Raw genomic sequence first — 13113 nt, forward strand, 5'->3', positions numbered from 1 at the left:
GCTTATTCCTCAGTCATTGCCTGCCAGTAATCGCTTGCAGGCCGCCATCGCCTCCCTGGCATCGGACGCCAATATCGCGTCCACAATGGCCTGGTGCGGATCGGGTTTTACCCGATCATCGTTTACGATGGCGCGAAAATAGTTCTGATAAATCGAACTGAACAAATTGGCAAATGAAGATAAGAAAGGATTACCGCTTATCTCATAGATATGCCGGTGGAACTGCGCATCGACGCTTATCCAGCGTTCGCGGTCGAAATGTTGGTGCAGGGCGTACATCTCTTCCATTATCGCGGCCAGCGTACGTTTCTCCTCCCCGGTGGCATTGGTGGCCGCCAATGCGCAGGCCTGAGGTTCCAGGCTGGTGCGCATAACCAGGAAGTGCTGCATGACCTCCTCGAAGTTCTCGCGGGTCAGCCACCAGCCCAGCAGCTCCTGATCCAGGAAATTCCACTGATGCCGCGGCAACACCCGGGTACCGATGCGCGGGCGGGGTAATAACATCCCTTTGGCCGCCAATATCTTTACCGCTTCCCTGACCGCGGTGCGGCTTACTCCGAAAAGTTCCCCTAACTCGATTTCCCCGGGCAAGATCTCGCCGGCGGTGTATTCCCCCGCCAGGATGCGTTGGCCCAGTTTCTCGGCCAGGAGATAGGAAAGGTTTCTTTGTGCGGCTTGTTGTTGCGGTGTCAAATGCATCGCGGCCAGTCCTGTGCTGTTATCATTCTCTTCATAGTATGCCCGCAGGCCGTTATATGGCGCGGCAAATGTTGTAAATGTCGCCTCGATCCCTGAATTTAACCCACATTTGTTGAAAATTAAACCGATCGGCTTGTTTTTACGAATAAGAGCTTGTCAGGCCTGAGAAAGTCCCTATAATGCGCCTCCACTGACCGGGAACAAACGCTAACGCGACGCCGGGTCGGCAAGGGGAAAGCGCTCCGCCGCATCACGGGCCGGAGCAAATAAAAGCTTGACTCTTCAGCGGGAAAACGTAATATACGCAACCCGCGCCAGGTGAGTTTTACATCACGCTGGCCATGCTCTTTAACAATTTATCAGACAATCTGTGTGGGCACTCACAAGACGGTATCGAAACACAAAATACCAAGTCTTGAAGAGTGACATACGGTAATTCAAAAGATTAACAGTATGACAATCTTTGAGCATCAAGCTTTTAATTGAAGAGTTTGATCATGGCTCAGATTGAACGCTGGCGGCAGGCCTAACACATGCAAGTCGAGCGGCAGCGGGAAGTAGCTTGCTACTTTGCCGGCGAGCGGCGGACGGGTGAGTAATGTCTGGGGATCTGCCTGATGGTGGGGGATAACTACTGGAAACGGTAGCTAATACCGCATAACGTCGCAAGACCAAAGTGGGGGACCTTCGGGCCTCACGCCATCGGATGAACCCAGATGGGATTAGCTAGTAGGTGAGGTAATGGCTCACCTAGGCGACGATCCCTAGCTGGTCTGAGAGGATGACCAGCCACACTGGAACTGAGACACGGTCCAGACTCCTACGGGAGGCAGCAGTGGGGAATATTGCACAATGGGGGAAACCCTGATGCAGCCATGCCGCGTGTGTGAAGAAGGCCTTCGGGTTGTAAAGCACTTTCAGCGAGGAGGAAGGGGTAGGGGTTAATAGCGCCTATCATTGACGTTACTCGCAGAAGAAGCACCGGCTAACTCCGTGCCAGCAGCCGCGGTAATACGGAGGGTGCGAGCGTTAATCGGAATTACTGGGCGTAAAGCGTACGCAGGCGGTCTGTTAAGTCAGATGTGAAATCCCCGGGCTTAACCCGGGAACTGCATTTGAAACTGGCAGGCTAGAGTCTCGTAGAGGGGGGTAGAATTCCAGGTGTAGCGGTGAAATGCGTAGAGATCTGGAGGAATACCGGTGGCGAAGGCGGCCCCCTGGACGAAGACTGACGCTCAGGTACGAAAGCGTGGGGAGCAAACAGGATTAGATACCCTGGTAGTCCACGCTGTAAACGATGTCGATTTGAAGGTTGTGGCCTTGAGCCGTGGCTTTCGGAGCTAACGCGTTAAATCGACCGCCTGGGGAGTACGGCCGCAAGGTTAAAACTCAAATGAATTGACGGGGGCCCGCACAAGCGGTGGAGCATGTGGTTTAATTCGATGCAACGCGAAGAACCTTACCTACTCTTGACATCCAGAGAAGTTTGCAGAGATGCGAATGTGCCTTCGGGAGCTCTGAGACAGGTGCTGCATGGCTGTCGTCAGCTCGTGTTGTGAAATGTTGGGTTAAGTCCCGCAACGAGCGCAACCCTTATCCTTTGTTGCCAGCACGTAATGGTGGGAACTCAAAGGAGACTGCCGGTGACAAACCGGAGGAAGGTGGGGATGACGTCAAGTCATCATGGCCCTTACGAGTAGGGCTACACACGTGCTACAATGGCGCATACAAAGAGAAGCGAACTCGCGAGAGTAAGCGGACCTCACAAAGTGCGTCGTAGTCCGGATTGGAGTCTGCAACTCGACTCCATGAAGTCGGAATCGCTAGTAATCGTGGATCAGAATGCCACGGTGAATACGTTCCCGGGCCTTGTACACACCGCCCGTCACACCATGGGAGTGGGTTGCAAAAGAAGTAGGTAGCTTAACCTTCGGGAGGGCGCTTACCACTTTGTGATTCATGACTGGGGTGAAGTCGTAACAAGGTAACCGTAGGGGAACCTGCGGTTGGATCACCTCCTTACCGAAAGATGCCTCATTGTGACGTGTCCACACAGATTGTCTGATAACTGTAACGAGCAAGAAAAACCTTCTATAGGCTTGTAGCTCAGGTGGTTAGAGCGCACCCCTGATAAGGGTGAGGTCGGTGGTTCGAGTCCACTCAGGCCTACCAGTTCTACTTACCCTGGTCATTTTCACCGCGGCGTGACCCATGTGCTCACGCACACTGCGTTACTCGCGCCGAAACTGTCTGCGGCTAAGCGAACTGGCTATCGTGCTGTCCCTTATCCCGATGTTCAATTGCTGTGTATCCTTTATGGTGCCCGGTGATTTTTTCGTGGAAAAGACTGGCCGGTATTACGAGGTTTTAACGACTTGGGGCTATAGCTCAGCTGGGAGAGCACCTGCCTTGCACGCAGGGGGTCAGCGGTTCGATCCCGCTTAGCTCCACCATTTCCTTCAGGGCCTGCGTTTGTGACATATGTTTACGGCCTGTGTCTAAGGAAGGGATAGGTAAGATTGTCTGGTTTTTCTTGTTTATTTCAGAGCACACTCTAACGAGTATGCTGCGAAATACCGCTCTTTAACAATCCGGAACAAGCTGAAAATTTGAAATACCATGCTGAGCAAAATCAGTATGCGAGTCTCTCAAATAAACACACCTAAACAGGTCATCGTGTCGATGATGGCCGTGTTGAGGAATGAGCGAGAAAGCACCGGCCAAGGCGCCCGGCGCGCAGTCAGCGCAGTGGACTTGATGTCCATGAGCATGACGAGCACCGCGCAACACCGGCAGGGGCCTTTCGCCGCCATTTCGAAGACATCTTAGGGTTGTGAGGTTAAGTGACTAAGCGTACACGGTGGATGCCTAGGCAGTCAGAGGCGATGAAGGACGTGCTAATCCGCGAAATGCGCCGGTGAGCTGATATGAAGCGCTATCAGCCGGCGATGTCCGAATGGGGAAACCCAGTGCAATTCGTTGCACTATCGTTACGTGAATCCATAGCGTATCGAGGCGAACCGAGGGAACTGAAACATCTCAGTACCTCGAGGAAAAGAAATCAACCGAGATTCCCCCAGTAGCGGCGAGCGAACGGGGAACAGCCCAGAGTCACCATCAGCTTTTGCATCAGGAGAGCGGTCTGGAAAGTCCGGCAACACAGGGTGATAGCCCCGTATCCGAAGGTGCAATGGCTGTGAGCTCGATGAGTAGGGCGGGACACGTGATATCCTGTCTGAAGATGGGGGGACCATCCTCCAAGGCTAAATACTCCTGACTGACCGATAGTGAACCAGTACCGTGAGGGAAAGGCGAAAAGAACCCCGGCGAGGGGAGTGAAACAGAACCTGAAACCGTGTACGTACAAGCAGTGGGAGCCTTGATTCGTCAGGGTGACTGCGTACCTTTTGTATAATGGGTCAGCGACTTATATTCTGTAGCAAGGTTAACCGTTTAGGGGAGCCGTAGGGAAACCGAGTCTTAACTGGGCGTCAAGTTGCAGGGTATAGACCCGAAACCCGGTGATCTAGCCATGGGCAGGTTGAAGGTTGGGTAACACTAACTGGAGGACCGAACCGACTAATGTTGAAAAATTAGCGGATGACTTGTGGCTGGGGGTGAAAGGCCAATCAAACCGGGAGATAGCTGGTTCTCCCCGAAAGCTATTTAGGTAGCGCCTCGTGAATTCATCTTCGGGGGTAGAGCACTGTTTCGGCTAGGGGTCCACCCCGGATTACCAACCCGATGCAAACTGCGAATACCGAAGAATGTTATCACGGGAGACACACGGCGGGTGCTAACGTCCGTCGTGAAGAGGGAAACAACCCAGACCGCCAGCTAAGGTCCCAAAGTCATGGTTAAGTGGGAAACGATGTGGGAAGGCATAGACAGCCAGGATGTTGGCTTAGAAGCAGCCATCATTTAAAGAAAGCGTAATAGCTCACTGGTCGAGTCGGCCTGCGCGGAAGATGTAACGGGGCTAAACCATGCACCGAAGCTGCGGCAGCGGACATATCACTTAAAGCGCTTGATGACGCGGATAACGTCAGTCAAAAGGGGCGGGACAGGGTGATGGGAGAGTAAACCGTCCACGCCAGGGATGGCGTGGAACGAGCCTACAAGGACGTATTCACGGCGATGTTTACGAACCATCATGTTGTCCCGACCGGACACCGCAGGCGTTTTAAGGATATGTCCGTTGGGTAGGGGAGCGTTCTGTAAGCCTGCGAAGGTGGCCTGTGAGGGCTGCTGGAGGTATCAGAAGTGCGAATGCTGACATAAGTAACGATAAAGCGGGTGAAAAGCCCGCTCGCCGGAAGACCAAGGGTTCCTGTTCAACGTTAATCGGAGCAGGGTGAGTCGACCCCTAAGGCGAGGCCGAAAGGCGTAGTCGATGGGAAACAGGTTAATATTCCTGTACTGGGTGTGACTGCGAAGGGGGGACGGAGAAAGCTAGGTTCGCCGGGCGACGGTTGTCCCGGTTCAAGCGTGAAGGTGGAAAGAGCAGGTAAATCCGCTCTTTTATTCAACACTGAGGCGTGACGACGAACCACTACGGTGGTGAAGGAATTGATGCTACGCTTCCAGGAAAAGCCTCTAAGCTCCAGGTCACATCGAATCGTACCCCAAACCGACACAGGTGGTCAGGTAGAGAATACCAAGGCGCTTGAGAGAACTCGGGTGAAGGAACTAGGCAAAATGGTGCCGTAACTTCGGGAGAAGGCACGCTGGCATTAGGTGGAGGGACGTGCTCCCCGAGCCGAAGCCAGTCGCAGATACCAGCTGGCTGCAACTGTTTATTAAAAACACAGCACTGTGCAAACACGAAAGTGGACGTATACGGTGTGACGCCTGCCCGGTGCCGGAAGGTTAATTGATGGGGTTAAGCGCAAGCTGAAGCTCTTGATCGAAGCCCCGGTAAACGGCGGCCGTAACTATAACGGTCCTAAGGTAGCGAAATTCCTTGTCGGGTAAGTTCCGACCTGCACGAATGGCGTAATGATGGCCAGGCTGTCTCCACCCGAGACTCAGTGAAATTGAACTCGCTGTGAAGATGCAGTGTACCCGCGGCAAGACGGAAAGACCCCGTGAACCTTTACTATAGCTTGACACTGAACATTGAGCCTTGATGTGTAGGATAGGTGGGAGGCTTTGAAGTGTGGACGCCAGTCTGCATGGAGCCAACCTTGAAATACCACCCTTTAATGTTTGATGTTCTAACTCCGGCCCGTGATCCGGGTCGAGGACAGTGTCTGGTGGGTAGTTTGACTGGGGCGGTCTCCTCCTAAAGAGTAACGGAGGAGCACGAAGGTTAGCTAATCACGGTCGGACATCGTGAGGTTAGTGCAAAGGCATAAGCTAGCTTGACTGTGAGAGTGACGGCTCGAGCAGGTGCGAAAGCAGGTCTTAGTGATCCGGTGGTTCTGAATGGAAGGGCCATCGCTCAACGGATAAAAGGTACTCCGGGGATAACAGGCTGATACCGCCCAAGAGTTCATATCGACGGCGGTGTTTGGCACCTCGATGTCGGCTCATCACATCCTGGGGCTGAAGTAGGTCCCAAGGGTATGGCTGTTCGCCATTTAAAGTGGTACGCGAGCTGGGTTTAGAACGTCGTGAGACAGTTCGGTCCCTATCTGCCGTGGGCGTTGGAAGATTGAGAGGGGCTGCTCCTAGTACGAGAGGACCGGAGTGGACGCACCACTGGTGTTCGGGTTGTCATGCCAATGGCATTGCCCGGTAGCTACGTGCGGAAAAGATAACCGCTGAAAGCATCTAAGCGGGAAACTTGCCTCGAGATGAGTCTTCCCTGTGGCTTTAAGTCACCTGAAGGGACGTTAAAGACGATGACGTTGATAGGTCGGGTGTGTAAGCGCAGCGATGCGTTGAGCTAACCGATACTAATGACCCGTGAGGCTTAACCTTACAACACCTAAGATGTTTAAGAGACGAAAGAATTTTCAGCGACTGTTCCGGATAAAGGCCGATGGTTACCCCGACGAAAGCGGCGGGATAACGGTTGGTTAATCGAATTTGCCTGGCGGCACTAGCGCGGTGGTCCCACCTGACCCCATGCCGAACTCAGCAGTGAAACGCCGTAGCGCCGATGGTAGTGTGGGGTCTCCCCATGCGAGAGTAGGGAACTGCCAGGCATCCAATTGATAAGCCCTCTGTGAAAACAGAGGGCTTTTTCATTTGCTGCAAAAACCGGTCCGCCGGAAAGACGCGGCGCTTCACGGAGCTGAAGAACGCCCGCGACCCAGACAGGGTAATTCACATGACCGTAGGTTATTACCCGGCGGTCAACCCCAGTCAAACGGCGGAGGAGCGTGCCGTGGGGGTTGAGGCGGCCATTTTGCCGGCCGTCCGCATGCCCCCCCGGTGCGCCAGACCCGCCGCGCACCGGGCCTCGTTCCAGCCGCGCAGCCGGCCAAACCCGAATCGGGCAAACCGGCACCCGGCCGGCTACCCCCTACTTCTATCACCAATCGGATTCATCACTATCATCATTAACGAGTTTTCGCCTTTCTCTCATCGTTTCTTCATCGGACTTTTTATCGCTTTTATCATCGCTCAACTTTGAATTGTCTGACCTATAGCCCGATGATGAGGATTCAACGTTTGTATTCCTTAGCATTTTATCATAAGCCCTTTTCAATACATCAGCCTGCGTAGTTCCAGTTAAAGGCTTCTGATCCTCTACCTTTTGAGGCTTCACCGGCTTAAGCCTTTTTAACGTATTCTGAAGCTCTTCGGGAGTACAAAAAGATTGTGTGCCCGCGGGCTTATTAATCTGCTGGGATGAAACCCCGGAGCTACCTGGCCGACTGACAGATCCATCATTATAAGATCTCAAGCTACCGGAAGGCGGCGGGGGCGGAGGGAGAGGCACATCAACCGCCGAGGGCATTGGCGAATGGCCCGTGTCGGGTGTGCGATCGTCCAATTCATTCACTGGCTGCTGCTCGCCCTGCTCCGAAGTACCACCCTGCTGAACTTCTTCACTCAGCGTAGACATCTCATCCGGCTGCACTTGCTCGTCCTGCGCAACCTTATCATCCTGCCCAAATTCGTCATCACGTTTAGGCTCAGCATCCAGTTGCTGCAAATTCTTACGCTGGAGCAGTTCCTTCAGTAATACCTCCAGATCCGACATTTTATCAGCCGCATCCCCAGCCTCAATGGATGACATAACCTGATAACTATCGATCGTAATAGTCATCTCGCTGCGGTTTGACGCGCTTCCTTGCTTATCATAAGCCACAGCTGAAACAACAAACCGGTTAGAACCTGAACGATCATATTTGGGTAACTGAACCTGATAAGCGCGATCGGATAACGCAATAATTTTTCCACCCCGCGGCAACAGGGAACTATCATCCCACTCAATACGTCCCAATCCCGTTTTGGCCGTGAAAGCAAAATTGATATATTTCCTTTCACCCTCATAACCGGTAAGCGCCGGCGAAAGCCGAAAATGAATAGCTTCTTTTGCCCGGTAGTCAAAAACGATATTGTTATTACGCTCAACCTTATCAAATCTTCTTCCTTCCAGGGTCCTGGCCGCCGGCGCGAATTGCGGATTTAACTGCCTGGCAAGCGGCACATTAAACTGATAATTAACACCGAAGTTCACTTTAGCCTCGCTTTTGCCAAAGCTCCATTGGGCATGATCCACGCCCAGGGTAACTAGCGGTATAGGGGTATAATTCACTCCCAACGTCAACGCCGATGGATTGGCATGCCGTACATTACGCCGTAAAGTTGCGACATCGCCGCCAAAATAACGCTCATATTTCACCTTCGCCCCCAATAAGGGATAGCTCGGTAAATAGCCCTCGGCCATAATATCAAAGCCATTGGCAACCCGTTCATCTTGGCCTTTTAATAATGATGATGATTTCCAGCCAGACAGTCGGTGATAGCCATTTGCGGAGAATTTAACATTATTTCCCCCTAGCTCTAGCCCTATTCCCCCCCGCTGATGATTATTTCCCGCTATCTGCGCATCAAAAAATGCGTTATAACCAAACATCCAATTATCAAGAAAATGGCGCTGGCCCAGGCCCAAATTCATAATATTCCTCTGATCTTGCTTTCTCATGCCTAACTGGCCGAAGATAAGATTGCTATCTTCATTTTTTAAGGGCAGTAAAATATCAAAAGACGTGCCGTAAAACCCCTTTCCTCCTAAGGGAAAGTTAATATTGGATGTCGCAAACACATTGACCGGAGTAACACCCATACCAAGATTTTTCCCCGCTGAGGCATTTATGGCCTCGGCCGCTTTATCGGAGGTTTTAGCGCCAGGCGATCCGGTTTGGTCCGGGACATTCTCATCCCTGGCGGTGGCGTGGTTTACCTTATTTTTTTTAAGGTCCTTTTTTTTATCGGTTGAAAAGCATCCAACCGATAAAATGGTTATACTTGCCAGAACAACACAGTATCTTACAGATATCATATAAATTTAAGCCGTAAAGGGACGATTAGAGCAGTTTTTAAAATACCGCCTGATGATTTTAAATTTATACAGGAGTGTATTAAATAAGAAGGGAACTATAAAAAGTTGTATTAAAAAATACATTTACCTGCACAAAATTATTACTTTTAATCTATTATCACCTTCAATTATTTTATGAAGGCGAGATCTCGACCCGTTGATAATAAATTAATCAATATAAACATTGCATAACATATCAGGAGAAATAATGTTTTATATTTAATGTATTAGCTTATATTAAATTATAACAGCCTATTAATTTCATTCATGACATGAACGACGCACTCAACCCTTGCCGGGGCAATTAAGGGGTGCCCATTGCTTGCTGGCGACGCAGCCAATCACCGATAAATTGCACAATGCCGGCGGGCTGATTGATATCCAGCAAAGGCAGGGTAATATCCAGCCGTTGGTTGCTGGCCACGGCGATCACATGCTCATCGATTAACGTACGCCAATCTTTACCGGTATCCGATCTGAATAGCGCGATTTTAGGCACCCGTTCATGCTTGAAACCTTCAACCAAAATAAGATCGATTTGCGCAGGGTCCATTTGCTCCGCCAGCCAGGTTAGGGAAGGCATCACCAGATCCGGCGTTTCAGTCATTAATGCCCAGCGCGCTTCGCTTGCCACCATCGTTTGCCGCGCGCCGGCTTTACGCAACTCGTAGCTGTCTTTACCGGGGGTATCCACATCGACTTTATGATGGGTATGTTTAATGATGCCTACACGCACGCCGGCTATATCAAGTAGCGGAATAAGCTGTTTTAGCAGGGTGGTTTTGCCGGTACCGCTGTAAGCGGTAATCGCCAATAAGGGGACGTGCGTATGCGACATGATATTACTCCTGATTAACCGGCCAGTTCTGTAAATCCTGCGGCGTATTGAGATTTAAAAATGCCCCCTGACCCGCCGGGAACATAACCCTGACCGCGCCGACGCGGGCAAAAAACAGCATCACCTTGCGCTCTCCCTGCGCTAAAAAAATTTCCAGGGCCGGAATTAACGCGCGGCCAAGCAGCGCGAAGGCGGGATGATCGCGTCCGCCCCCGCAGGCGAAAGCCGCGGCGGCCTCTTGCTTGCCCTGCCAGAGACATGAAACCAAGTCCGCAGGGAAAACCGGCACATCACAGGGCGCGAAAACCACCCATTCGGTGCGTGCCGCCTGTAAACCCGCCAGCATGCCGGCCAAGGGCCCCGGGTAATCGGCGAGGGTATCGGTAATCACCGGCTGGCCGCTTTGCCGGTAGCATGCAAGATTGCGGTTGGCGTTAATCATGACGCAGCCGACCTGCGGCGCAAGGCGGTCTAAAACATGACGGTACAAGGGCTGCCGGTTAAGCATTATCAACCCCTTGTCCTCTCCTCCCATGCGAGTCGAACGTCCGCCCGCCAGGATCACGCCGGTTATTTCAGCTGTCAGAATGGTTATCTCCCGTTAGCTCTAATCGTTGATAGGCAGATTCACATATTAAGATACAATGTTTCAGATGCGACTGAACAATGATGTTTATCCTGTCCGTTGAATCTTGATACATTATCACTGATACCATACAGAAGGACTGAGTAATGAAATATCATCGCGTTAATGAGCTGATTGAGCTTCTTCACCCGGCATGGCAGAAAGAGTCCGACCTTAACTTGCTGCAATTTTTGCAAAAATTAGCAGAAGAAGCCGGTTATCACGGCGACCTGGCCGCTCTGTCCGACGATACTTTAATTTATCATTTAAAGATGCGCGGCGCCGACAAAACCGAAGCGATCCCGGGGCTGCAAAAAGACTATGAAGAGGACTTTAAAACCGCGATCCTGCGCGCGCGCGGCATCATCAAAGAGTAGGCGCAGGTAATAAACGAGCGTTTTATGAATATAACCGCATTTAATTTCAAGACGTTGATGCCAGAGCTCATTATGGATGCCTTGCAAAACGTGGGTTTAAACGTGGATTCCGGGCTGACCGCCCTGAATAGCTACGAAAACCGCGTGTATCAATTTCTGGACGAAGATAAAAAACGCTACGTGGTCAAATTTTATCGACCTGAACGCTGGTCGGTTGATCAAATTCTGGAAGAGCACGAGTTGTCGCTGGGACTTGCCGACGCGGAAATTCCGGTGGTTCCTCCGATGCGGATTAATGGTTCCACGCTTTTGGAACACGAAGGCTTTCATTTCGCCGTTTTTCCCAGCGTCGGCGGCCGGCAGTTCGAACAAGACAATGACGAACAGCTTGAATGGGTCGGACGGTTTATCGGCCGCATCCATCGCAGCAATGGCGATAAATGTTTTACCGCCAGGCCGACTATCGATCTTGAAGAGTATCTGTATGAGCCCCGGCGTGAACTTGAGCGCAGCACCCTGATTACCGGTAAACAAAAAGCCGCATTTTTACAATCCGTTGACACGCTGATAGACGAAGTTAAGTTATGTTGGAACACGCAATGGCGGCCGCTGCGTTTACACGGCGATCTGCATGCCGGCAATATTCTGTGGCGCGACGGTCCGATGTTTGTTGATCTCGACGACGCCCGCAATGGACCCGCGGTCCAGGATCTGTGGATGCTGCTCAACGGCGATCGTATCGAACAGCAATACCAGCTATCGCTGGTGCTTGATGCCTACAGCGAGTTCATGGATTTCAATCCACGCGAATTGGCTTTAATCGAACCGCTGCGGGCAATGCGCATGATTTATTACCTTGCCTGGATTAGCCGGCGCTGGGGAGATCCTGCGTTTCCTTATAGCTTCCCATGGATGGTTGAAGGGGAGTTCTGGTCACAGCAAACGTTGATCTTTACGGAGCAGGTAAGGCTATTGCATGAACCACCATTACAGCTTATGCCTACGTATTAAACATTTGGAGAAAGGATTAATGAAAAAAATTTGGTTTGCGCTTATGGGCCTGGCACTCGCATTTAGCGTTTCGGCGGCACAATTTTCCGAAGGTCAGCAATATATACAACTCGACAAGCCTGCGACCAATGAGCCGCAGGTATTGGAATTTTTCTCTTTTTATTGCCCTCATTGTTACGAATTTGAGCAAAACTACCATATCTCCAGCAGTGTGAAGCAGGCTCTGCCGGCAGGAACCAAGATTACCAAATATCACGTCGACTTCCTCGGCGGCGATATGGGTAAGCAAGTCACCCAAGCCTGGGCCGTGGCCATGGCGTTAGGCGTTGAAGACAAAGTCAGCCCATTGTTATTTGACGGTATCCAGAAAACCCAAACCATCCAAACGCCGGCCGATATTCGCGATGTGTTTATTAAAGCTGGCGTAAGCGCGCAAGAGTATGACGGCGCCTGGAATAGCTTTGTGGTTAAGTCCCTGGTGGTCCAGCAGGAAAAAGCCGCTTCCGATTTACAATTACGCGGTGTTCCGGCCATGTTTGTAAATGGCAAATATATGGTTAAAAATGACGGCCTGGATATGTCTTCCAAGGATGTCTACGTCAAACAATTCGTCGACGTGGTTAAATACTTGCTGACACAGAATTAAATATATTGATGTATCGCACCTGAACGCCGGTTAATGCCGGCGTTTTTTGTGGGCGACGGATGCCAACCGCAGTAAGTTATTTCTAGCATTCCCTCTGTCGAAAATAACCATGTTGTTATATCCTTTTTTTGCCGGAAAAAATCACGGCTTCGCTTCAGTAAAATCGATGCTGGTTATATCCACAAACAAGGAATGCTATTGATATATATGCAAATAGCTGGAGTAAATTGTTAAGCATATGATTTTAATTGATTTTTATCTAAACCTTAAAATCATTAAAGATATTTAAAAATTAAAAAAATTTTTTATTCACAAACTTATCCACAGCTCGATCTCCTGGATCTACTTATCACTTCAGTTTTTTTATCGTCCTTATGCTACGCTAATGTTCGTCTCTAGCGGCCAGCTATGGCATGC

7 protein-coding genes, 2 tRNA genes and 3 rRNA genes are annotated in these 13113 nt (G+C 50.9%); 8 read left to right on the forward strand and 4 right to left on the reverse strand.

The features are described from left to right. Positions 1-9: 9 nt before the first annotated feature. A complete protein-coding gene (locus ACL2XP_RS26650) occupies positions 10-699 on the reverse strand; it encodes a FadR/GntR family transcriptional regulator (protein ID WP_413736433.1) in 690 nt (229 codons plus the stop codon). Between the two features lie 479 nt (positions 700-1178). On the opposite strand from ACL2XP_RS26650, the gene ACL2XP_RS26655 reads away from it, so the two are divergent. The 5 genes from ACL2XP_RS26655 (at position 1179) to rrf (ending at position 6851) form a co-directional block, all read left to right on the forward strand. Beyond that, positions 1179-2721, forward strand: a 16S ribosomal RNA gene (locus tag ACL2XP_RS26655). A gap of 73 nt (positions 2722-2794) precedes the next feature. Continuing rightward, a tRNA-Ile gene (locus tag ACL2XP_RS26660) sits at positions 2795-2871 on the forward strand. A gap of 205 nt (positions 2872-3076) precedes the next feature. Continuing rightward, positions 3077-3152 (forward strand) — tRNA-Ala (locus ACL2XP_RS26665). A 384-nt stretch (positions 3153-3536) separates the two neighbouring features. Further along, positions 3537-6624: ribosomal RNA gene (locus tag ACL2XP_RS26670) — 23S ribosomal RNA — on the forward strand. Positions 6625-6735: 111 nt separating this feature from the next. After that, positions 6736-6851, forward strand: a 5S ribosomal RNA gene (gene rrf / locus ACL2XP_RS26675). The 16S, 23S and 5S rRNA genes sit together here with 2 tRNA genes alongside, the layout of an rRNA operon. A gap of 329 nt (positions 6852-7180) precedes the next feature. On the opposite strand, the gene ACL2XP_RS26680 is transcribed toward rrf, so the two are convergent. The 3 genes from ACL2XP_RS26680 to mobA all read right to left on the reverse strand — a co-directional run bounded on the left by ACL2XP_RS26680 (position 7181) and on the right by mobA (position 10623). Next, entirely contained in the window at positions 7181-9160 is a 1980-nt protein-coding gene (locus ACL2XP_RS26680; RefSeq protein WP_413736434.1) for an inverse autotransporter beta domain-containing protein, read from the reverse strand. Between the two features lie 343 nt (positions 9161-9503). Then, positions 9504-10037, reverse strand: a complete 534-nt coding sequence (gene mobB, locus ACL2XP_RS26685) for a molybdopterin-guanine dinucleotide biosynthesis protein MobB (protein ID WP_413736435.1) — start codon at positions 10035-10037, stop codon at positions 9504-9506. A gap of 4 nt (positions 10038-10041) precedes the next feature. After that, the gene (gene mobA / locus ACL2XP_RS26690; RefSeq protein WP_413739303.1) at positions 10042-10623 is read right to left on the reverse strand and encodes a molybdenum cofactor guanylyltransferase MobA; all 582 of its coding nucleotides are present in this window, start codon (positions 10621-10623) and stop codon (positions 10042-10044) included. 146 nt (positions 10624-10769) lie between these two features. Between mobA and ACL2XP_RS26695 the strand changes: the two genes are divergently transcribed. Genes ACL2XP_RS26695 through dsbA form a run of 3 tightly spaced genes read left to right on the forward strand, consistent with a single transcriptional unit; the run spans position 10770 to position 12696 of the window. Next, positions 10770-11039, forward strand: coding sequence for a YihD family protein (locus tag ACL2XP_RS26695; protein ID WP_413736436.1), 270 nt, complete (start codon positions 10770-10772; stop codon positions 11037-11039). Between the two features lie 24 nt (positions 11040-11063). Then, positions 11064-12050: a serine/threonine protein kinase gene (locus ACL2XP_RS26700; protein WP_413736437.1), complete on the forward strand. Its 987-nt coding sequence runs from the start codon at positions 11064-11066 to the stop codon at positions 12048-12050. A gap of 19 nt (positions 12051-12069) precedes the next feature. Next, positions 12070-12696, forward strand: coding sequence for a thiol:disulfide interchange protein DsbA (gene dsbA / locus ACL2XP_RS26705; RefSeq protein WP_413736438.1), 627 nt, complete (start codon positions 12070-12072; stop codon positions 12694-12696). Positions 12697-13113: the final 417 nt, after the last annotated feature.

Source organism: Sodalis sp. RH21 (assembly GCF_047324175.1).
Taxonomy (GTDB): Bacteria; Pseudomonadota; Gammaproteobacteria; order Enterobacterales; family Enterobacteriaceae; genus Acerihabitans.

Excerpts from the sequence above, each read along its gene's own strand:
- ACL2XP_RS26700 (WP_413736437.1), top strand. The coding sequence starts at position 11,064 with ATGAATATAACCGCATTTAATTTCAAGACGTTGATGCCAGAGCTCATT.
- mobB (WP_413736435.1), bottom strand. The coding sequence starts at position 10,037 with ATGTCGCATACGCACGTCCCCTTATTGGCGATTACCGCTTACAGCGGT.
- dsbA (WP_413736438.1), top strand. The coding sequence starts at position 12,070 with ATGAAAAAAATTTGGTTTGCGCTTATGGGCCTGGCACTCGCATTTAGC.
- ACL2XP_RS26695 (WP_413736436.1), top strand. The coding sequence starts at position 10,770 with ATGAAATATCATCGCGTTAATGAGCTGATTGAGCTTCTTCACCCGGCA.
- ACL2XP_RS26650 (WP_413736433.1), bottom strand. The coding sequence starts at position 699 with ATGCATTTGACACCGCAACAACAAGCCGCACAAAGAAACCTTTCCTAT.
- ACL2XP_RS26680 (WP_413736434.1), bottom strand. The coding sequence starts at position 9,160 with ATGATATCTGTAAGATACTGTGTTGTTCTGGCAAGTATAACCATTTTA.